This window comes from Neisseria flavescens, from assembly GCF_001618065.1.
Classification (GTDB): Bacteria; Pseudomonadota; Gammaproteobacteria; order Burkholderiales; family Neisseriaceae; genus Neisseria; species Neisseria flavescens_A.
On the sequence record NZ_LAEI01000064.1, the window covers coordinates 55,172 to 75,900 of the forward strand.

The 20,729-nt window shown below is 51.6% G+C and carries 17 protein-coding genes, 1 tRNA gene and 1 pseudogene; 12 read left to right on the plus strand and 7 right to left on the minus strand.

The window, feature by feature from the left end; all coding sequences use genetic code 11:
- Positions 1 to 68: 68 nt before the first annotated feature.
- The 5 genes from TW89_RS10185 to TW89_RS10205 form a co-directional block, all read right to left on the minus strand.
- Complete coding sequence (locus tag TW89_RS10185; RefSeq protein ID WP_128581376.1) at positions 69 to 2,900, minus strand: valine--tRNA ligase; 2,832 nt, start codon at positions 2,898 to 2,900, stop codon at positions 69 to 71.
- A gap of 96 nt (positions 2,901 to 2,996) precedes the next feature.
- Positions 2,997 to 3,806 (minus strand): zinc transporter ZupT, encoded by an 810-nt coding sequence (gene zupT / locus TW89_RS10190; RefSeq protein WP_002224778.1) that lies wholly within the window; start codon positions 3,804 to 3,806, stop codon positions 2,997 to 2,999.
- 180 nt (positions 3,807 to 3,986) lie between these two features.
- Entirely contained in the window at positions 3,987 to 5,378 is a 1,392-nt protein-coding gene (locus TW89_RS10195) for a D-amino acid dehydrogenase (RefSeq protein ID WP_349251558.1), read from the minus strand.
- Positions 5,326 to 6,717: an alanine/glycine:cation symporter family protein gene (locus TW89_RS10200; RefSeq protein WP_049336834.1), complete on the minus strand. Its 1,392-nt coding sequence runs from the start codon at positions 6,715 to 6,717 to the stop codon at positions 5,326 to 5,328. Before TW89_RS10200 ends, TW89_RS10195 begins: the two co-directional genes overlap by 53 nt.
- Before the next feature lie 369 nt (positions 6,718 to 7,086).
- Positions 7,087 to 7,944: an ATP-grasp domain-containing protein gene (locus TW89_RS10205; RefSeq protein WP_128581378.1), complete on the minus strand. Its 858-nt coding sequence runs from the start codon at positions 7,942 to 7,944 to the stop codon at positions 7,087 to 7,089.
- Positions 7,945 to 8,068: 124 nt separating this feature from the next.
- Between TW89_RS10205 and TW89_RS10210 the strand changes: the two genes are divergently transcribed.
- The 5 genes from TW89_RS10210 (at position 8,069) to TW89_RS10230 (ending at position 12,204) form a co-directional block, all read left to right on the plus strand.
- On the plus strand, positions 8,069 to 9,304 hold the full coding sequence (locus TW89_RS10210) for an FAD-binding domain-containing protein (RefSeq protein ID WP_283114713.1): 1,236 nt from the start codon (positions 8,069 to 8,071) through the stop codon (positions 9,302 to 9,304).
- A gap of 147 nt (positions 9,305 to 9,451) precedes the next feature.
- Complete coding sequence (minC, locus tag TW89_RS10215; protein WP_128581380.1) at positions 9,452 to 10,171, plus strand: septum site-determining protein MinC; 720 nt, start codon at positions 9,452 to 9,454, stop codon at positions 10,169 to 10,171.
- Positions 10,172 to 10,197: 26 nt separating this feature from the next.
- A complete protein-coding gene (gene minD, locus TW89_RS10220; protein ID WP_049348491.1) occupies positions 10,198 to 11,013 on the plus strand; it encodes a septum site-determining protein MinD in 816 nt (271 codons plus the stop codon).
- 3 nt (positions 11,014 to 11,016) lie between these two features.
- The gene (gene minE, locus TW89_RS10225; protein ID WP_003680625.1) at positions 11,017 to 11,280 is read left to right on the plus strand and encodes a cell division topological specificity factor MinE; all 264 of its coding nucleotides are present in this window, start codon (positions 11,017 to 11,019) and stop codon (positions 11,278 to 11,280) included.
- Positions 11,281 to 11,283: 3 nt separating this feature from the next.
- Entirely contained in the window at positions 11,284 to 12,204 is a 921-nt protein-coding gene (locus TW89_RS10230) for a hydrogen peroxide-inducible genes activator (RefSeq protein ID WP_003749313.1), read from the plus strand.
- A gap of 62 nt (positions 12,205 to 12,266) precedes the next feature.
- Here TW89_RS10230 and TW89_RS10235 read toward each other — a convergent pair whose 3' ends face one another.
- Positions 12,267 to 12,479, minus strand: a complete 213-nt coding sequence (locus TW89_RS10235) for a glycine zipper 2TM domain-containing protein (protein ID WP_003684747.1) — start codon at positions 12,477 to 12,479, stop codon at positions 12,267 to 12,269.
- A 254-nt stretch (positions 12,480 to 12,733) separates the two neighbouring features.
- Here TW89_RS10235 and TW89_RS10240 point away from each other — a divergent pair, with 254 nt between their 5' ends.
- Positions 12,734 to 13,183 carry a CopD family copper resistance protein gene (locus TW89_RS10240; RefSeq protein ID WP_128581381.1) on the plus strand — a complete coding sequence of 150 codons (450 nt, stop codon included), beginning with the start codon at positions 12,734 to 12,736 and terminating at the stop codon, positions 13,181 to 13,183.
- Positions 13,184 to 13,216: 33 nt separating this feature from the next.
- Positions 13,217 to 14,191: a TerC family protein gene (locus tag TW89_RS10245; RefSeq protein ID WP_128581382.1), complete on the plus strand. Its 975-nt coding sequence runs from the start codon at positions 13,217 to 13,219 to the stop codon at positions 14,189 to 14,191.
- A gap of 63 nt (positions 14,192 to 14,254) precedes the next feature.
- Here TW89_RS10245 and TW89_RS10250 read toward each other — a convergent pair whose 3' ends face one another.
- Entirely contained in the window at positions 14,255 to 14,653 is a 399-nt protein-coding gene (locus TW89_RS10250; RefSeq protein ID WP_070765189.1) for an Ag473 family lipoprotein, read from the minus strand.
- Positions 14,654 to 14,835: 182 nt separating this feature from the next.
- Here TW89_RS10250 and TW89_RS10255 point away from each other — a divergent pair.
- From TW89_RS10255 to TW89_RS10275, 5 genes and pseudogenes are all read left to right on the plus strand, one after another.
- Positions 14,836 to 14,911: transfer RNA gene (locus TW89_RS10255), tRNA-Lys, on the plus strand.
- A gap of 298 nt (positions 14,912 to 15,209) precedes the next feature.
- Positions 15,210 to 16,652, plus strand: coding sequence for an aldehyde dehydrogenase (gene aldA, locus TW89_RS10260; protein ID WP_128581383.1), 1,443 nt, complete (start codon positions 15,210 to 15,212; stop codon positions 16,650 to 16,652).
- Positions 16,653 to 16,831: 179 nt separating this feature from the next.
- A complete protein-coding gene (gene lysS / locus TW89_RS10265) occupies positions 16,832 to 18,343 on the plus strand; it encodes a lysine--tRNA ligase (RefSeq protein WP_128581384.1) in 1,512 nt (503 codons plus the stop codon).
- A gap of 262 nt (positions 18,344 to 18,605) precedes the next feature.
- Positions 18,606 to 20,030 (plus strand): alanine/glycine:cation symporter family protein, encoded by a 1,425-nt coding sequence (locus TW89_RS10270; protein WP_128581385.1) that lies wholly within the window; start codon positions 18,606 to 18,608, stop codon positions 20,028 to 20,030.
- A gap of 111 nt (positions 20,031 to 20,141) precedes the next feature.
- A pseudogene (locus TW89_RS10275) lies at positions 20,142 to 20,684 on the plus strand (type II CRISPR RNA-guided endonuclease Cas9); the annotation flags it as partial.
- Between the last annotated feature and the right edge of the window lie 45 nt (positions 20,685 to 20,729).

The following is a 20,729-nucleotide window of genomic DNA, read 5'->3' on the forward strand; positions in this document are numbered from 1 at the left end:
GATTGAGAAAAAGAAAAAGGCCGTCTGAAAAAAACATTTTTCAGACGGCCTTATCTATTCAATCAAAATCAGTCTTTCAACTTCGCCAACTGGGTTTGAACTTTCGCCATTTTGTCTTCCAATTCCGCCAAATCGGCTTTGTCTTTTTCCACCAAATGCGCCGGGGCTTTTTCGGTGTAGCCGGGTTTGGAGAGTTTAGCATTGAGTTTGTCCAAGGCTTTTTGCAGCTTCTCGGCTTCTTTGCTCAAACGGGCGGTTTCGGCGGCTTTGTCGATTTCGACTTTCAGCATCAGGCGCGCGCCGTTGCAGACAGCGACAGGTGCGTCTTCCGCTTCGGGCAGGTTGTCCACCAGCTTGGCTTCGGTCAGTCGGGTCAGCGACGGCAGGTATTTGAGCAGGCCTTCGAGTTCTGCGCTGCCTTCGACAAAGAGCGGTGCTTTGACGTTTGGCGCGATACCCATTTCGCCGCGCAGTTTGCGCACTTCTTCCACCAAGTCTTTCAATGCGGCCATTTTGTCGAAGGCCGTCTGAACGATTTGTTCTTTATCGGCTTGCGGATAGGCGGCCAACATGATGCTGTCGGCGGTTTTGGCATTCGCCAGAGGCGCAACAACCTGCCACAGCTCTTCGGTAATGAACGGCATGATTGGGTGCAGCAGGCGCAGGATGGTTTCGAGTACGCGCACAAGGGTGCGGCGTGTGGTGCGCTGGGTTGTCGGGCAGCCGGTTTGGATTTGCACTTTTGCCAGCTCGATGTACCAGTCGCAATATTCGTTCCACACAAATTCGTACAGCGTTTGCGCGGCAAGGTCGAAGCGGTAGGTTTCAAAGGCTTCGGCAACGGCGGCTTCGGCCTGTTGCAGTTTGCCGATAATCCATTGGTCGGCGAAGGTAAACGCCAACGGCTGCATTTCGTCTTGACCGCAGTCTTTATCTTCGGTGTTCATCAACACGAAATTGGTGGCGTTCCACAATTTATTGCAGAAGTTGCGATAGCCTTCGGCGCGTTTGAAGTCAAAGTTGACGCTACGGCCGAGGCTGGCGTAGCTCGCCATGGTGAAGCGCAATGCGTCCGCGCCCATGCTCGGAATGCCTTCGGGAAAGAGTTTTTTGGTTGCTTCTTCCACTTTCGGCGCGGTTTCGGGTTTACGCAGGCCGGTGGTACGTTTCACCAGCAGTTTTTCCAAGTCGATGCCGTCGATCAAATCCACAGGGTCGATGACGTTGCCTTCGGATTTGGACATTTTTTTGCCTTCGTGGTCGCGTACGATGCCGTGGATGTACACATCTTTAAATGGTACTTTGCCGGTAAAGTGGGTGGTCATCATAATCATGCGTGCCACCCAGAAGAAGATGATTTCGTAGCCTGTAACCAAGACATTGGACGGCAGGAAGGCTTTAAGTTCGTCGGTTTCAGACGGCCAGCCGAGTGTGGAAAACGGCACGAGCGCGGAGGAGAACCATGTATCCAATACGTCTTCTTCGCGGGTCAAACCGGTTTTGCCGGCTTGTTTTTCGGCTTCTTCCTGATTGCGGGCGACGTACACATTGCCTTCGTTGTCATACCACGCAGGGATTTGATGGCCCCACCACAGTTGGCGTGAGATACACCAGTCTTGGATGTTGTTCATCCATTGGTTGTAGGTATTGACCCAGTTTTCAGGGATAAAGCGTACCGCGCCGCTGTCGACGGCTTTTTTGGCTTTGTCGGCGAGGCTCAAGCCTTTGAATTCGCTGTCAGGCTCGCCGCCGTTTGGCGTGGCGGACATGGCGACAAACCATTGGCTGGTCAGCATCGGCTCAATCACCGAACCTGTGCGGTCGCCTTTCGGCGTCATTAGCGTGTGCGGTTTGATTTCGACCAAGAAGCCTTGTTCCTGCAAATCAGCAACCATTTGTTTGCGCGCGGCAAAGCGGTCTAAGCCTGCGTATTTTTCAGGTAGGGCAAAACCTTGTTGCGCTTCGCCTTTGAAGTTGAACACTTCGGCGTTGGCCAGCACTTTGGCTTCCAAGTCGAACACATTAATCAGGCGTGTGTCGTGACGTTTGCCGACTTCGTAGTCGTTGAAGTCGTGCGCAGGCGTGATTTTCACGCAGCCGGTGCCGAAGTCTTTTTCAACGTATTCGTCGGCAATCACGGGAATGGTGCGGCCGGTCAGCGGCAGGATTAATTCTTTGCCGATCAAATGGGTATAACGTTCGTCTTCAGGGTTGACGGCAACGGCCACGTCGCCCAGCAGCGTTTCGGGACGGGTGGTCGCCACGATAACGGCTTCGGCGGGATTGTCTGCCAGCGGATAGCGGATGTACCACATAGAGCCTTGTTCTTCCACGCTTTCCACTTCCAAATCCGACACTGCGGTACCCAATACCGGATCCCAGTTCACCAAGCGTTTGCCGCGGTAAATCAAGCCTTGCTCATACAGGCGTACAAACACTTCGGTTACGGTTTCGGCGCGCACATCGTCCATCGTGAAATACTCGCGCGTCCAGTCGGCAGAGCAGCCCACGCGGCGCATTTGTTGGGTAATCGTACCGCCGGAAACTTCTTTCCATTCCCACACTTTTTCCAAGAATTTTTCGCGGCCCAAGTCATGACGGGACACGTTTTGCGCGGCAAGCTGACGCTCGACCACGATTTGCGTGGCGATACCCGCGTGGTCGGTGCCGGGAATCCAGGCGGTATTGCAGCCTTTCATGCGGTAGTAGCGGGTCAGGCCGTCCATGATGGTTTGGTTGAAGGCATGGCCCATGTGCAGCGTGCCGGTTACATTGGGCGGCGGCAGTTGAATGGAGAAAGACGGTTTCGTCAAATCCATATCAGGTTGGAAATAGCCCTGCTCTTCCCAGTTTTGATAATGTTTGGATTCGATTTCGGCTGGATTGTATTTGTCTAACATGATGGAACTTTGTGAAATTAAGGTTATTTTTGATGTGCGGATTATAACGCAAAAAGGCCGTCTGAATCATTTCAGACGGCCTTTGGCATACGGGTTTTAAAAATGGAACAATACCAGGCTGACGGCAATCACCGCCATGCCCGTTGTCAGGCCGTAAACGGTTTCGTGGCCGTCTGAATAGCGTTTGGCGGCCGGCAACAACTCGTCCAACGCCAAAAACACCATCACGCCGGCTATCACGCCGAACACCGAGCCAAACACGGCAGGCGACAAAAACGGCTGCAAAACCAAATAGCCCAAAGCCGCCCCCAAAGGCTCGGCCAAACCGGATAGCAGACACGCCCATACCGTTTTCTTACGGCTTCGGGTGGCAAAATAAACCGGCGCGGCGATGGAAATGCCCTCCGGAATATTATGGATGGCAATCGCCAAGGCCAAAGGCATCCCGACCGCCGGATTTTCCAAGGTGGCAAAAAACGTCGCCAAGCCTTCGGGGAAATTGTGCGCCGTAATCGCAAACGCCGCCATCATGCCGACTCGCGCAATATGGCGGCGTTTGCTTTCTTGAAACGACGGGTCTTGCGCATCCAAGGTTTCATGCGGGTTCGGCACCAGGCGGTCAATCAGCGCGATGCCGCCCATCCCAGCCAAAAATGCCATGGTCGCCGCCGCAAACGCGTGGTCTTTATCATAAATTTCAGCAAACGCCTCACTGGATTTACTGAAAATCTCCGTCAGGGAGACATACACCATCGCACCGCCGGCAAATGCCAAACCAAACGACAACACGCGCGGATTAGGCGTTTTGGAAAACATCACCAAGCCGCTGCCTAATACGGTAAACAAACCGGCAGCCAACGTGATGGAAAAGGCAACGGCCAAATTGGACATCGAAAAATCGGGCATGAGAAAACCTGCGCTAAAAGCTGGGACAGGTTCAGACTAACACTTTTTAATGCGCATGATAATAGTTATTATTTATTTTATTGATTGGATACCCGGATTTTGAAACAAAAGGCCGTCTGAAAAATGGTTTTCAGACGGCCCTCAAGTTTGAAATGTCGCTAAACCTTATCGCTTTCCAGCTTAAGCCTGATAGCGCGACAGGCTCAAGTCGTCGCTGCGGATTTCGGTGTCTTTGCCGCTCACGATATCGGCAGTTAATTTTGCCGAACCCAGCGACATGGTCCAGCCCAAAGTGCCGTGGCCGGTATTCAGGAACAGATTATCAAAGCGGGTGCGCCCGATTAACGGCGTGCTGTCGGGCGTCATCGGTCTGAGGCCGCTCCAGAACAATGCTTGGTTCAAATCGCCACCTTCTGGGAACAAGTCGTTGACGACTAAAGCCAAGGTTTCGCGGCGTTTTTCGGGCAGTTTGATTTCGTAGCCCGACAATTCCGCCATGCCGCCGACGCGGATTCTGTTGTCAAAGCGCGTGATGGCGACTTTGTAGCTCTCATCGAGAACGGTGGACACCGGTGCGCCGTCTGAGTTTGTGACGGGCAGGGTCAAGGAATAACCTTTGACGGGATAAATCGGCAGATTGAGATCCAACTGCGCCAACACAGTCCTGCTGAAGCAGCCGAGCGCGCAGACAACGGCATCTGCTTCAAACCGCCCTGTTTCGGTTTCAACGGCTTTGATGCGCAGCCCGTTGTGGTCGATGCGGCTGATGGTTTGGTTGAAATGGAACTGTACGCCCTTTTCCTGACACAATTTGTATAAGTTTTCAGTGAAGAGGTGGCAGTCGCCGGTCGCGTCCGCAGGCAGGTGCAGGCCGCCGGCAATTTTAGTGGTAACGCGCGCCAGCGCAGGCTCAAACTCTGCGCATTCTTCGGGTTTCAGACGGCGGTACGGTACGCCATAGCGTTCCAAAACGGCAATGTCTTGTTCTGCCGCTTCGACTTCTTTGGTTTGGCGGAAAATCTGCAACGTCCCTTTTTTGCGCCCTTCAAAATTCATGCCGGTTTGCGCTTCAAAACGGCGGAACATTTCACGGCTGTATTCAGAAATCCTGACCATGCGCTCTTTATTGATTTGATAGCGGGATGCCGTGCAGTTTTGCAGCATTTGCCACAGCCATTCGATTTGATACAGGCTGCCGTCAGGGCGAAACAGCAAAGGCGGATGGCTTTTAAACAGCCATTTCAGCGCTTTGGTCGGGATACCGGGTGCAGCCCAAGGCGTGGTATAGCCGTAGGAAAGCTGGCCTGCATTGGCAAAACTGGTTTCCATCGCCACGCCCTCGGCGCGGTCGATGACCGTTACCTCATGTCCTGCCTCTGCCAGATACCACGCGGAAGATACGCCGGCAACTCCGGCACCTAAAACCAGCACTTTCATTTTTCTCCTCCTCTGACTTTTTTCAAAACAAACTGATATCCATCGGGCCGTCTGAATGTTCCGTTTCAGACTTCCTTGGACATCAATGCGGCAATTCGCCGTTTTTGATTTTTTGTTTGAAGTCGCGCGTTTCATTGACGATGACTTTAGCCATCAACAAAAGCGCAATCAGGTTGGGCAATGCCATCAAGCCGTTGAATGTATCCGAAGCCAGCCACACCAAATCAAGGCTCAACACGGTTCCCAGCATAACCGAAGAAACATAACCGACACGGTACAAACCGGCAAACTTCTCGCCGAAGACGTAAACCGCGCATTTCTCGCCGTAATAACACCAGCCGAGAATGGTTGAGTAGGCAAAGAAAATCAGGCCGATGGTCACAATCCAGCCGCCGATGCCGGGCAGCATTTTTTGGAAAGTAACGGTTGTCAGCGCCGCGCCGCTCAATTCAGGTTTCACAAACTCGCCGCCTGCGCCGAGCAGACCCATGACCAACACGATACCGGTAATCGAGCAGACAACGATGGTGTCCAAAAAAGTACCGGTCATGGAAACCAAAGCCTGACGGACGGGATGGTCGGTTTTCGCGGCTGCGGCGGCAATCGGCGCAGAACCCATACCTGCCTCGTTGGAGAACACACCGCGCGCCACGCCGTAACGGATGACCGTACCGATGGCACCGCCAGCAACGGCCTGTGCGCTAAACGCATCGGAGAAAATCAGTTTGACGGCAGGCATCAGTGCGTCAGAATTCACGACAATAATGGAAATACCGCCCACTACATAAAACACTGCCATGGCAGGTACGATAAAGGACGCGGCTTTGGCGATGCCCTTAATGCCGCCCAAAAGCACAATGGCCGTTAATACGGTCAATATCACGCCGGTGTAGGCAGGTTCGACACCGAAGCTGGTTTGCACTGCCTGCGCGACTGAGTTGGACTGCACCGAGCTGCCGATACCGAAGGAAGCGAATGTGCCGAACAGGGCAAATGCGACGGCCATCCATTTCCAGTTTTTGCCCAAGCCTTTTTCAATGTAATACATCGGGCCGCCGGACATTTCGCCTTTGGAATTGGTGACGCGGTATTTCACCGCCAACACGCCCTCGCCGTATTTGGTGGCCATACCGAAAATGGCGGTCATCCACATCCAAAATACTGCGCCCGGGCCGCCGGTTACCACCGCAGTCGCCACACCGGCGATGTTACCCGTACCGATGGTGGCGGACAGCGCGGTCATCAACGCCGCGAAATGGGAAATATCGCCTTCGTGGTCTTCGCCGTCTTCATGCTTCTTTGACGGCATAAACGCCTGTTTCAGCGCATAACCCAACATGGTGAACTGCAAGCCTTTCAGCAAAACGGTCAGCAAAATGCCCGTACCGACCAGCAGCATCAACATAATAGGTCCCCAGACCCAGCCGCTGATGGTTTCGAAAAAGGCTTTGAGATTGTCTAAAAACAATTGCATGGCTTTCTCCTTTGTCTGTTTTATTTTTTATGCACTACTTTTTGTAGTGTCATGTAATTTCAGCACAGAATATTCAATAAGACAATATCTTTCTTTTTAAAAAGATTTTTGAGGTTTTACCCTAAAAAGATATCTATTTAGACCGGTCAGATTGTTTACAATCCGCTAAAAATAAAGGCTGCGTCCGAGATAAAATGCCAAATGAAAGTTAATCAACCATCAATTAAGACTGCAACAATTAAAATGACACAATCGACAAATGGCACATTATTGAAAAATACAAACATGCAAATCTTGTTTTAAAAAGCCTCAGGCCGTCTGAAAGATGGTTTTCAGACGGCCTGAGGCTTTTTAATTATATTGATAAAGTCAGGTTGATGAATGTTGCCCAAGCAACTGCGCCAACAATCGGGCAAAGCGTTCCGCCGCGCCTTCGCTGGTGTGCAGGTACAGGGCAGGTTCGATGAGTTCCAACTCATTAAGCAGGAAGGTGTCGCCAATCAGTGTACCGTCCACGCGGGCGTAAACCGGCATTTGCGGCAAGGCGGCCAGTACGTCTTGCGCGGCACGGATGGCAAACTCGGGCGGCTCAATACCGAACACCGACACGCCATAGGCCGAGTTGGCACGCCATTCACCTTGTGGCGGCTGACGGCGCACAGCATGGCTGAATGCGCTGTTGAAAAACACCAGCGAGGTTTCGCCTGCTGTTTCGATTTCGCGGATATACGGTTGAACAATCATGCCTTGCGGATAATCCGCCATATCCACGTCCAATGCGTCCGCACAAACTTTAACCACGCCTTTGCCGCTCTGTCCGAATGCCGGCTTGATGACCGCTTCCGTCCAGCCCTGTTGGTTCAGTATGTCCGCCAATTCGGCTTTTTGCGGCGGAACGAACACACTGGGAATCACTTGCGCGCCGCGCGCCGCCAAATCGCACAAATAAGTCTTTTCCATATTCCAAGCCATCAGCTCGGGCGGATTGATAAAACGCTGCCCCACCTGCCCGGCATGCTCCAGCCATTGGCGGAAGGCTTCGGGTTCGGCGGCATAATCCCATGCGCACAAAGGCAGTAAAAACGGTGCGGACGGATGGTTTTGCCACGCATCAAATACGGTTTTCACGCCCATGGTTTCCAAATGCGCCGCCAATGTTTTCAGGTTGTCCGACGGTTCGGGATAGGTTTGGCAGGTAATGAGTGCCAAAACGGTTTGCTCGGTCATGGTTGCATCTCGTTGCTAAAACCAAAATTATATAGCGAAATCAAACCAAAAGATTTTTCAGACGGCCTGATACATGAGGCCGATTCTGATAAAATGGTTTCCCCTTTTCCGTCGGAACATGCTCATGAAATCTGCTCACGTCCTTGTCTGGTTCCGCCGCAACCTCCGCCTGCACGACAATGTCGCGCTTAATGCCGCCGTTGCAAGCGGTTTGCCCATCGCCTGCGTCTGGGTCAGCCAAAGGCCGTCTGAAAACCACAATTCGCGTCAAAGCCTGTTCCATTATCAAGCCGCACAAGAACTGCATACCCGTCTGGCGGCACACCATATTCCTTTATATGTCGTCGCTTCCGACGAAGACCTCCTCCCCTTGGCTGCTGCGCTCAATGCCCATACCGTCATCACAGACGAAGCCTACACCGAGGCCGAAATCCGCCAAGACAACCACCTCTGGCACAATTTCGACCGAGCAGGCATTGCCCTGCAACACGCCACCGACCGCGGCATTTTGGCCAAATCCCCCCTCATGGATGCCAACGGCCTGCCCTATACTGATTTTGCCGCCTATAAACAAGCATGGTTGCAGGCTTATTCAGGACAAAGACCGTCTGAAACCGAATTGCCTGTTCAAACCGGACAAAACGTTCCACTGTTTCCAGCCCATACTGGCACAGTATTGCCTGCCTATCAACAGGGCGGCGAAACCGCAGCCTTAACGCAATGGCACGCGTTCAAACAGAATTTGGTTCACTACCCGATTACCCAAAATTTTCCGGCACGAAAAAACACCAGCCTCCTCAATGCCTACCTGTCCGCAGGCTGCATTTCCCCACGCCTGCTGGCTGCCGAAAGCTTGGCAAACCGACATTTCGAGTGGCTGGACAAGCTTATTTTCCGCGACTACTGCTACCAGCTCGCCTACCACCGCCGCCTGCCCGAAATAACCGATGCAGCCCCGATACGCGAATACTGGCGACACGGCCAAACCGGCGTGCCCATCATCGATGCCTCCATCCGCGGCCTCGAAGCCACCGGCCACTTACATCCCGTTCTCCAGCAACTGTGCGCCCACTATTTCTGCCATGCCCTCAACTTCGACCCCAACCAAGGCATCGCGTGGACAGCTTCCGTCCAAACCGGCACCGACCCCGCGATCAACCAAGCCAACTGGCACCTCGCATCACAAGACACGGCCACCGTCCGCTATGCCCACCGTTCGCACCAAATCGATCCCGACGGCAGCTACATCCGCAGTTACCTCCCCGAATTGGCGCACCTGCCCTCCACCCTCATCCACACGCCGTGGGCCGCCGCCGACGACATCGACACACACGGCTACCCCTTCCCCAAGGCCGTCTGAAACCTGCGTTCACACCAAAAAACCACACTAAATACAGCTGAAAAACGTTCAAACAAAATATTTTGGTTTCAGACGGCCAAACAGATTGAATAGCCAAGATTTACACGGTAAACTTACGTCATTAAAAAATTTTATTATTTCATTACAATGAAACCCGCATTCGACATAAAAACGTCACGTTTGGACGTCTTATCCATCCATCTGCACACCGCAGATCTAACCGAATTGGAAGAATTCCTGCGCCAACTGGCAGGCCAATCCCAAGACGAATTCGTTCCCTTCATTTTAGACGTACAAGATTTCGACCATCCCGAATCCATCGATTTGGGAGGCATGATTTCCCTGTTTGCCCGTTACGGCATGCAAATTTTAGGGCTGCACCACACCAGCGATACCTGGGTGGCAGCGGCAGCGCGTTACCACTTGGTCTTCAAACAAGGCAATTCCACCCAGGCAGCCGACACACAGGCAGCACCTACTCCTCGCCAAGCACCGCAGCCGCAAGACGTACAAGCCACCGTTATCAACAATCCGACCGTATTGGTCAGCACGCCCGTGCGTACCGGCCAGCAGGTTTACGCTGAAAACGGCGACCTCATCGTTACCGGCATCGTCAGCCAAGGTGCGGAACTTATCGCCGACGGCAACATCCATATTTACGCTCCCATGCGCGGCAGAGCGTTGGCCGGCGCAAAAGGCAATACCAACGCGCGCATCTTCATCCATTCCATGCAGGCCGAGTTAGTCTCCGTTGCCGGCATCTACCGCAACTTCGAGCAAGACCTGCCCGAGCATCTGCACAAAAAACCCGTACAAGTATCATTGCAAGACAACCGACTGGTTATCAGCGCAATCGACGCCGAATAAACATCAGTACTTAAAAAGGAAATATCGTGTCCAAAATCATCGTAGTAACTTCAGGTAAAGGCGGCGTAGGCAAGACCACTACCAGCGCCAGCATCGCAACCGGCCTGGCCCTGCGCGGCCACAAAACTGCCGTGATCGACTTCGACGTCGGTTTGCGCAACCTTGACCTGATTATGGGTTGCGAACGCCGCGTCGTATACGACCTCATCAACGTCATCCAAGGCGAAGCCACACTCAACCAAGCCCTGATTAAAGACAAAAACTGCGAAAACCTCTACATCCTGCCCGCCTCGCAAACCCGCGACAAAGACGCACTGACCCGCGAAGGCGTGGACAACGTGATGAAAGAGTTGGCCAGCAAAAAAATGGGCTTCGAATTCATCATCTGCGACTCCCCTGCCGGTATCGAACAAGGTGCACTGATGGCGCTCTACTTTGCCGACGAAGCCATCATTACCACTAATCCGGAAGTATCCAGCGTCCGCGACTCCGACCGCATCTTGGGCATTTTGCAAAGCAAATCCCGCAAAGCCGAACAAGGCAGCACAGTTAAAGAGCACCTGCTGATTACCCGCTACTCCCCGGAGCGCGTGGCTAAAGGCGAAATGCTGTCGGTACAAGACATCTGCGACATCTTGCGTATTCCGTTGATCGGTGTGATTCCTGAATCACAAAACGTTCTGCAAGCTTCCAACGCCGGCGAACCTGTCATCCACCAAGACAATGCCGCAGCAGCAGAAGCCTACAAAGACGTTATCGCCCGCCTCTTGGGTGAAAACCGCGAAATGCGTTTCCTCGAAGCTGAGAAGAAAAGCTTCTTAAAACGACTGTTCGGAGGTTAATACATGTCACTGCTCGATATGCTGTTCGGCAGAAAGCCGAAAACCGCCACAGTCGCGCGCGACCGCCTGCAAATCATCATCGCACAAGAGCGCGCACAAGAAGGCCAAGCTCCGGACTATCTGCCGACCCTGCGTAAAGAGTTGTTGGAAGTCCTGTCCAAATACGTCAACGTATCATTGGACGACATCCGCATCTCCCAAGAGAAACAAGACGGCTTGGACGTTCTTGAGCTGAACATCACCCTGCCGGAACAAAAAAAGGCTTAACACATGACCTTGACCGAATTGCGTTACATCGTAGCCGTCGCACAAGAACGTCACTTCGGACGTGCCGCACGACGCTGCTTTGTCAGCCAGCCCACCCTCTCCATCGCCATCAAAAAGCTGGAGGAAGAGCTGTCGGTATCCCTGTTCGACCGTAGCAGCAACGACATCATCACGACCGAAGCGGGCGAGCGCATTGTTGCCCAAGCCCGCCGGGTTCTGGAAGAAGCAGAACTCATCAAGCACCTTGCCAATGAAGAGCAAAACGAATTGGAAGGCGCATTCAAACTCGGCCTGATTTTTACCGTTGCCCCCTACCTTCTGCCCAAGCTCATTACCGCGCTGCGTGAAACCGCACCGAAAATGCCGCTGATGCTGGAAGAGAACTATACCCACATCCTGACCGAGTCGCTCAAACGCGGCGATGTCGATGCAATCGTCGTTGCCGAACCGTTCCAAGAGCCGGGCATCGTAACCGAGCCTCTGTATGACGAACCTTTCTTCGTCATCGTTCCCAAAGGACATCACTTTGAAGAACTCGATGCCGTTACGCCCCAACTTTTGAGCGAAGAACAAGTGTTGCTGCTGTCCGAAGGCAACTGTATGCGCGACCAAGTGTTGGCAAGCTGTTCCGAATTGGCTTCCAAGCAAAAAATCCAGGGCTTGACCAATACCCTGCAAGGCAGCTCCATCAACACCATCCGCCACATGGTTGCCAGCGGCCTGGCCATCAGCGTCATGCCGGCTACCGCATTGACCGAAAACGACCACATGCTTTTCAGCATTATCCCGTTTGAAGGCACTGCACCGCACCGCCGTGTCGTTTTGGCTTATCGCCGCAACTTTGTCCGTCCCAAAGCACTGACTGCCTTGCGCACGGCTATTTTGCAATCGCAACTGACCGGTGTAACGTTCGTCAACGAATAAACCGTAAAACAAAAGGCCGTCTGAATATTCAGACGGCCTTTTTATTTTAACCGAATAAAGGATTAGTAGCGGGTATGAACCTGGCTGCCGATAACGCCACCCAAAGCCGCGCCACCCAAGGTAGAGCCGGTATCGCCACCAATCAAGTTACCTGCCACGCCACCCAATACCGCACCAGCAGCAGTGTTGCGTTGGGTTTGAGTCATATTGGCACATGCACCCAAAGAGGCAGCCAGCATGATCAAGGTCACAGTTTTTGCAAAAGTTTTCTTCATGGTTTGATTCTCCATCAGGGGTTAAGCTTTATATGGAGCAGTATGGCACAACCTTTCATTAATATATTTTCTGATAAGTAAAGACAGATTAAACTAAGATAACGCTCTTGATGAACGGTTAACTTCAAAAATAAACGGCAATTCCAATAGAATATTTATAAAATTTAATATATTTGGCATAAAATTGCGCATACATCAACCGCATTCGGTAGTGATACAATGACGACTTGTCTGAATTACCGGAAACACCCGTCATGAGTATCTACGCACTGGCACACATCATCCACGTTTATTGCGCGATTGCCTTTGTCGGCGGCGTATTTTTCGAAATGCTGGTTCTCTCCGTTTTGCACACCGGCCGCGTTTCGCGCGAATCGCGCCGCGAAGTCGAACGTGCCATGTCCCATCGTGCCGTCCGCGTGATGCCGCCTGTCGTCATTACCTTGTTCATCAGCGGCATCGTGATGGTGTACAACCGCTACCTGCCGATACTTCACCACCCATTCGACAGCTCTTTCGGCATCATGCTGAGCATCAAAATCCTGTTGGCAGTAAGCGTTTTGGTACATTTTGCCATCGCCGTCGTCAAAATGGCACGGCACACCCTCACCGTCGGCTGGTCGAAATACATACACGCCGTCGTATTCAGCCATATGCTGTTTATCGTCTTTTTTGCCAAGGCGATGTTCTACCTGTCTTGGTAAACCTTACCCATGCCCCACACACAAGGATTGTTTATGACCCAATACCCGTCCGTCGGCTCGCCGATGTTTTACGGCATCTTCTTTATTGCCGTCTTAATCATGATCGCCATCGATATGGTATCGCTGAAAAAAAACGGCGCCCACAAAGTCAGCATCAAAGAAGCCCTCGCCTGGAGCGGCATTTGGGTGGTCGTATCCTGCACGTTTGCAGGCTGGCTCTATTTTGAACTGGCGGGCAACCCGACTTACGGGGCCATTGTCGCCAAAGAAAAAGTCCTCGAATTCTTCACCGGCTATGTGCTTGAAAAATCCCTTGCCGTTGATAACATCTTCGTTTTCCTGATGATTTTCGGCTACTTCAAAGTCGAACCCAAATTGCAACACCGCGTCTTGCTCTATGGCGTATTCGGCGCCATCGTCCTGCGCGCCATCATGATTTTCATCGGCGCGGCACTGGTACAGCAATTCGAATGGATTCTCTACCTTTTCGGCGCATTCCTGCTCTATACCGGCATCCACATGATGAAACCCGAATCGGACGAAGAGGAAGACCTTTCCCAAAACAAAATCCTGACCCTACTCAAAAAAGTCATCCCGACCAGCCAACAGTTTGACGGTGAAAAATTCTTTACCATCGAGAACGGCAAACGCATCGCTACACCGCTTTTGCTGGTATTGATTATGATCGAATTGAGCGACGTCATCTTCGCCGTGGACAGCATCCCCGCTATTTTTGCTGTAACCACCGACCCTTTCATCGTCCTCACTTCCAACATTTTTGCCATCTTGGGCCTGCGTGCCATGTACTTCTTACTGGCAGACTTTGCCGAACGCTTTATCTTCCTCAAATACGGCTTGGCCTTCGTGTTGAGCTTTATCGGTATCAAGATGCTGATTATGCACTGGGTACATATCCCGATTTCCATTTCCCTGTCCGTCGTCTTCGGCGCACTGGGCGCGTCCATCCTGACTTCTTTGGTGTACACGCGTCAGCAAGAGAAAAAATAATCTGCCGATATAAAAAGGCCGTCTGAACATTTCAGACGGCCTTTTCAAATATCAAACACCAGCTTATTTAGCAGCGTCTTTCAATTTGTCGGCAGCTTCCTGAGTCGCATCGGCAGCTTTACCCATAGCGTCTTTAGCTGCGTCTTTGGCAGCATCTTTAGCATCAGAAACTGCATCTTTAGCTTCTTCAACCGCTTTACCGGCAGCATCTTTAGCGTCAGAAACCGCTTTATCCGCAGTTGCTTTAGCATCTGCAGCTGCGTCTTTAACATCAGAAACAGCTTGCTCAGCCGCACCTTTGGCTTCAGAAGCAGCAGCATCAACAGTAGAAGCTGCATTTTCAGCAGCAGTGTTTACATCGGAAGCAACAGCAGAAGCCGCCTCTTGGGTTTCTTTTTTCGCTTCTTGTGTACACGCCGCCAAGCCGGCTACCATCATCGCAGCAATCAATAATTTTTTCATGTTGTATATCCTTTGGTCTAAAAAATATCCATCAGAACTGACAGATTAGAAAATCATAACATAATTAATACTCGAAAACGGGAGAATTAACGCCAAATAACAGCCGATTTACGTTTTTTGAAAAAAATTTCAAAAAAACAGTTGACGAAAAGAAACAATCTCCCTATAATGCACAGCTTATCGGGTCGTTAGCTCAGTCGGTAGAGCAGCGGACTTTTAATCCGTTGGTCGAGCGTTCGAATCGCTCACGACCCACCAAATATAAAAACCTGCTTTGAAAAAAGCAGGTTTTTTTATATTCTCCATCAAGCCTTTCTTCACTTGATACTTTTTTATCATCAAAATCAAGCAATATCCGAGCTTTGTCACAATGCTGTTATGGACTCAACTCAAGGCATCACACCAGCTCCAACCTCTTATCCAACTCCCTCACCCATCATCTTTTTCTAAAAACTTCCAAATACCTATCATCAACCCACGCTAAATCCTCTTGTATGCCAGACGATTTAGGCATAGACTAAAACTACATCCAACTACAACAACAGGAGAAGGTTTGATGAAACAACTGTCTATGTATATCAACGGCCGCTTTGAAACCGACTTTAACGGTACATGGCGTGATGTATTGAATCCGGCAACCGAAGAAGTCATCGCACGTGAGCCTAAAGGCGGAAAAGCCGATGTTGATCGTGCCGTTGCCGCAGCCAGAGATGCACAAACTGCATGGGAGCGTTTGCCTGCCGTTGAACGCGGCGCATACCTGCGCAAAATTGCCCAAGGCATCCGCGAACGCGCCGAAGAGCTGACGGATACCATTGTTGCCGAAGGCGGCAAAACCAAAGATTTGGCACGCATAGAAGTCATGTTCACTGCCGATTATCTCGATTACCAAGCCGAATGGGCGCGCCGTTATGAAGGCGAAATCATCCAAAGCGACCGTCCGCGCGAAAACATTTTATTGTTCAAACGTCCTTTGGGCGTAATCGCCGGCATTTTGCCGTGGAACTTCCCATTCTTCCTGATCGCCCGCAAAATGGGCCCGGCTTTGGTAACCGGAAATACCATCGTCGTCAAACCAAGCAGCGTTACCCCGATTAACTGCCACATTTTTGCTGAAATCGTTCATGCTTCAGGCTTACCGGCCGGCGTATTCAACGTCGTCAACGGCCCGGGCGCGGAAATCGGCAATGCCTTGGCATCGCATCCACAAGTCGATATGGTCAGCCTGACCGGTTCTGTCGATGCCGGCCGCCAAGTAATGGAAGCCGCCTCCGCCAACATTACCAAAGTCTCACTGGAACTGGGCGGCAAAGCCCCTGCCATCGTCCTGAAAGATGCCGACTTGGATCTGGCCGTCAAATCCATCTTGGCTTCACGCGTGGGCAATACCGGCCAAATCTGTAACTGCGCCGAACGCGTGTATGTCCACAGCAGCCTGAAAGACTCGTTTATCGAAAAAATGACTGCCGCCATGAAAGGCGTGCGCTACGGCAACCCGGCCGAAGCCGAACCCGGCGCGCTGGAAATGGGCCCGTTAATTGAAGAGCGCGCTGTCAAAGCCGTTGCCGAGAAAGTCGAACGCGCCGTCAAACAAGGGGCGACACTGGTCTGCGGCGGCAAACGTGCCGACGGCAAAGGCTACTTCTTCGAACCTACCCTGCTGACCGATACCGACAACAGCATGGACATCATGAAGGAAGAAACCTTCGGCCCCGTCCTGCCGGTTGCCACTTTCGACACGCTCGATCAAGTCATCGCCTTGGCAAACGACAGCGAATTCGGCCTGACCAGCTCCGTCTATACCACCAATCTGAATGAAGCGTTTTATGTAACCCGCCGTCTGCGTTTCGGCGAAACCTACATCAACCGCGAAAACTTTGAAGCCATGCAGGGCTTCCATGCCGGTTGGAAAAAATCAGGTATCGGCGGCGCCGACGGTAAACACGGTTTGGAAGAATATCTGCAGACCCAAGTTGTTTATTTAGAAACCGATATCTAACCGCCGATACTGCCCTTCATGAAACAAAAGGCCGTCTGAAACCGATTTTTCAGGTTTCAGACGGCCTTTCTGCCTTTATAGAAAAAAACACCGACATCGCGTAAAATAGAGCCAATTTTTCACTTTATTCAGGCCGTCTGAAAACTCTGGCAGCCTGACTCATTTTTCCGGAAAACACCATGAGCGAACAAAACAATCCGCAAATCGAGCCGCAGTTGGACGAAAACCAAATCATCGCCCTGCGCCGCGAGAAACTGCACAACATCCGCAAAGAACGCAACGCCTACCCTAACGATTTCAAACGCGACAGCTTTGCCGCCGACCTGCACACCCAATACGGTGAAATCAGCAAAGAAGAACTCGACCCGCAAGGCATTCCCGTCAAAGTGGCCGGCCGCATGATGCTCAAACGTCAAATGGGCAAAGCCAGCTTCGCCACCATTCAAGACGTTACCGGCCAAATCCAGCTTTATTTGAACAACAAAGGCGTGAGCCAAGAAGTTTTGGACGACTTCAACCACTGGGACTTGGGCGACATCGTCGGCGCGGAAGGTACTTTGTTCAAAACCAACCACGGCGAATTGACCGTGCGCGTGTCCAACATCCGTCTACTGTCCAAATCCCTGCGTCCGCTGCCGGACAAACACAAAGGCTTGAGCGATCAGGAAACCAAATACCGTCAACGCTACGTCGATTTGATTGCCAACGAAGAATCGCGCAATACCTTCATCAAACGCAGCCAAATCATCCAATCCGTGCGCAATTTCATGGTCAACGAGCATTATTTGGAAGTTGAAACCCCAATGATGCACCCGATTCCAGGCGGTGCAACGGCAAAACCGTTCGTTACCCACCACAATGCCTTGGACATTCCACTCTATCTGCGCATTGCGCCCGAGCTGTATCTGAAACGCTTGGTTGTCGGCGGTTTGGAACGTGTGTTTGAAATCAACCGCAGCTTCCGTAACGAGGGCATGTCCGTGCGCCACAACCCTGAATTCACCATGATCGAATTCTACGAAGCCTTCTCCGACTACGAACGCATGATGCAAATGGCGGAAGACGTCATCCGCAACGCTTCCCGCGCGGTAAACGGTACGGCAAAAATCAGCTACAACGGCAAAGAAGTCGATTTGGAAAGTCCGTTTGAACGCCTGACCATTCTCGGTGCCATCAAGAAATACAATCCGCACTACACCGATGAGCAGTTGAACGATGAAGAATGGCTGAAAAAAGAAATTGTCAAACACGGCGAAAGCCTGCCTCCGTCTCCGGGCATCGGCAGCCTGCAACTCGCCCTGTTTGAAGGTTGCGCCGAGGGTAAACTGTGGAACCCGACTTTCATCATCGACTACCCTGTCGAAGTGTCGCCATTGGCACGCGCATCCGACAGTAAACCGGGCTTGACCGAACGCTTCGAGCTTTTCGTTGTTGGCCGCGAACTGGCAAACGGCTACTCCGAGTTGAACGATCCGGAAGACCAAGCCGAACGCTTCAAGGCGCAAGTGGCACAAAAAGACGCCGGCGACGACGAAGCCATGCACTACGATGCCGACTACATCCGCGCCATGGAATTCGGCCTGCCGCCGACCGGCGGCTGCGGCATCGGCATCGACCGCTTGGTAATGTTGCTGACCGATTCGCAAACCATCCGCGACGTGATTCTGTTCCCGCAAATGCGTCCTGAATAACGTATTGAAATAAAATCAAGGCCGTCTGAAAACAAGATTCTGTTTTCAGACGGCCTTTTTGTTCAAATATGTAAAACGGAAAAATTAAAATCGATAATTTCTTTACATTATAATAATAAAATTCCATGATAATCAAAAGCATAATATAAAAAAGAATATGTAAACGTTTTTCAGTTTGTTGACAGTCTGCTAGAATACATCCAATTACAGACAGCCCACACACACAGGCCGTCTGAAAATGCAAAAACTCTGAAAGGTTTGTATGGATCAATTTTTCGAACAGCTTCACGGCTGGGTAAACGCCATCAACGACCAAATGTGGTCGGGGTTGGTATATATGCTTTTAGGCGCAGGCCTCTTTTTCACCGTTACCACCGGTTTTGTACAATTCCGCCTCTTCGGCCGCAGTATCAAAGAAATGCTGGGCGGTCGCAAACAAGGTGATGATCCGCACGGAATCACACCATTCCAAGCATTCGTTACCGGCTTGGCCAGCCGCGTAGGCGTGGGCAACATCGCCGGTGTGGCGATTGCCATCAAACTCGGCGGGCCGGGCGCGGTATTCTGGATGTGGGTAACCGCCTTAATCGGCATGAGTTCGGCGTTTGTCGAATCTTCACTGGCCCAACTCTTTAAAGTCCGGGACTACGACAACCACCACTTCCGCGGCGGCCCTGCCTACTACATCACTCAAGGCCTGGGACAAAAATGGCTGGGCGTTTTGTTCGCCCTGAGCCTGATTTTCTGTTTCGGCTTTGTATTTGAAGCCGTACAGACCAATACCATCGCCGATACCACCAAAGCGGCATGGGGCTGGGATCAACACTATGTCGGTGTCGCCCTGGTCATTCTGACTGCCCCTATTATCTTCGGCGGTATCCGTCGCGTATCTAAAGCCGCGGAAATTGTCGTTCCGCTGATGGCGGTTTTATATCTCGTCATAGCACTCTTCATCATTGCTACCAATATTTCCCTGATTCCTGACGTGTTCGGTCAGATTTTCTCCAACGCGTTTAACTTCGATTCGGCTGCAGGCGGTTTCCTCGGCGGTCTGATTTCAACCACCATGATGCAGGGTATCAAACGCGGCCTGTATTCCAATGAGGCGGGTATGGGTTCCGCGCCGAACGCCGCAGCCGCAGCCGAAGTGAAACACCCCGTCTCCCAAGGCATGATTCAAATGCTGGGCGTTTTCGTCGATACCATCATCGTCTGCTCATGCACCGCCTTTATCGTCTTGACCTATCAACAGCCTTACGGCGACCTGAGCGGTGCGGCGCTGACCCAAGCGGCAATCGTCAGCCAGGTAGGCGAATGGGGCGCGGGCTTCCTTGCCGCCATCCTGTTTATGTTTGCCTTTTCAACCGTTATCGGCAACTATGCCTATGCCGAGTCCAACGTCCAATTCATCAAGAGCCATTGGCTGGTTACCGCCGTTTTCCGTATGCTGGTTTTGGCATGGGTCTACTTCGGCGCAGTTGCCAACGTACCCTTGGTATGGGATATGGCAGACATGGCCATGGGCATCATGGCATGGATTAACCTCGTTGCTATCCTGCTCCTGTCCCCACTTGCCTTCCTGCTGTTGAAAGACTACACAGCCAAGCTGAAAATGGGCAAAGACCCAGAGTTCAAACTCTCTGAACACCCGGGCTTGAAACGAAAAATCAAATCCGATATCTGGTAAAACCAAAGGCCGTCTGAAATTTCAGATGGCCTTTTTAATCCCTGCCATTTAGACAAAACGATGCCCCTTAAAGCAGAAGCCTTAAGGGGCAGAGCGTTGCGGCACATCTTTTCAGACGGCCTTAAAGAAGGTATCGAAACCCTGCTGATGACGCAACGCCTGATGCTATTCAAAAAATGTTGAGGCATTGCACCTTTGAACCGACAGAACCGAAAGCCACCAAAGACACCTACACAGCCGAACGTTTTATCTGGCTGACCAAGCTGAACAACCTGTGTATTTTAGAGCAAGGCAGCGAGCGGCCATTGATCGATACCGAACGTGCCATACTTATAAATCAGCCGTATAAAAAGAAACTGACTTACGCACAAGCCCGTAAGCTGCTGGGTTTAGAAGATACCGCCTTTTTCAAAGGCTTGAGTTACGACAAAGACAATGCCGAAGCCTCAACATTGATGGAAAAGAAGGCCTACTATGCCATCAGACGTGCGCTGGAAAAAGAAGGATTGAAAGACAAAAAAATCCCCATTAAACCTTTCTTCCGAATTGCAAGATGAAATCGGCACGGCATTCTCCCTATTCAAAACCGATGAAGACATTACAGGCCGTCTGAAGGCTGAACTGACCCTCGGCATCAAACAAAACCTTATCAAGACCCTTCACTGTCAAATCCGCATCGAACGGCAACACTTCAACACC

What these genes read in the sequence shown, in the direction of transcription:
- TW89_RS10250 (WP_070765189.1), bottom strand. Translation starts at nt 14,653, where the DNA reads ATGAAAAAATTATTGATTGCTGCGATGATGGTAGCCGGCTTGGCGGCG.
- TW89_RS10200 (WP_049336834.1), bottom strand. Translation starts at nt 6,717, where the DNA reads ATGCAATTGTTTTTAGACAATCTCAAAGCCTTTTTCGAAACCATCAGC.
- TW89_RS10210 (WP_283114713.1), top strand. Translation starts at nt 8,069, where the DNA reads ATGAAATCTGCTCACGTCCTTGTCTGGTTCCGCCGCAACCTCCGCCTG.
- TW89_RS10235 (WP_003684747.1), bottom strand. Translation starts at nt 12,479, where the DNA reads ATGAAGAAAACTTTTGCAAAAACTGTGACCTTGATCATGCTGGCTGCC.
- TW89_RS10205 (WP_128581378.1), bottom strand. Translation starts at nt 7,944, where the DNA reads ATGACCGAGCAAACCGTTTTGGCACTCATTACCTGCCAAACCTATCCC.
- TW89_RS10195 (WP_349251558.1), bottom strand. Translation starts at nt 5,378, where the DNA reads ATGAAACGCGCGACTTCAAACAAAAAATCAAAAACGGCGAATTGCCGC.
- minC (WP_128581380.1), top strand. Translation starts at nt 9,452, where the DNA reads ATGAAACCCGCATTCGACATAAAAACGTCACGTTTGGACGTCTTATCC.
- zupT (WP_002224778.1), bottom strand. Translation starts at nt 3,806, where the DNA reads ATGCCCGATTTTTCGATGTCCAATTTGGCCGTTGCCTTTTCCATCACG.
- TW89_RS10240 (WP_128581381.1), top strand. Translation starts at nt 12,734, where the DNA reads ATGAGTATCTACGCACTGGCACACATCATCCACGTTTATTGCGCGATT.
- lysS (WP_128581384.1), top strand. Translation starts at nt 16,832, where the DNA reads ATGAGCGAACAAAACAATCCGCAAATCGAGCCGCAGTTGGACGAAAAC.
- TW89_RS10270 (WP_128581385.1), top strand. Translation starts at nt 18,606, where the DNA reads ATGGATCAATTTTTCGAACAGCTTCACGGCTGGGTAAACGCCATCAAC.
- minE (WP_003680625.1), top strand. Translation starts at nt 11,017, where the DNA reads ATGTCACTGCTCGATATGCTGTTCGGCAGAAAGCCGAAAACCGCCACA.
- TW89_RS10230 (WP_003749313.1), top strand. Translation starts at nt 11,284, where the DNA reads ATGACCTTGACCGAATTGCGTTACATCGTAGCCGTCGCACAAGAACGT.
- aldA (WP_128581383.1), top strand. Translation starts at nt 15,210, where the DNA reads ATGAAACAACTGTCTATGTATATCAACGGCCGCTTTGAAACCGACTTT.
- TW89_RS10245 (WP_128581382.1), top strand. Translation starts at nt 13,217, where the DNA reads ATGACCCAATACCCGTCCGTCGGCTCGCCGATGTTTTACGGCATCTTC.
- TW89_RS10185 (WP_128581376.1), bottom strand. Translation starts at nt 2,900, where the DNA reads ATGTTAGACAAATACAATCCAGCCGAAATCGAATCCAAACATTATCAA.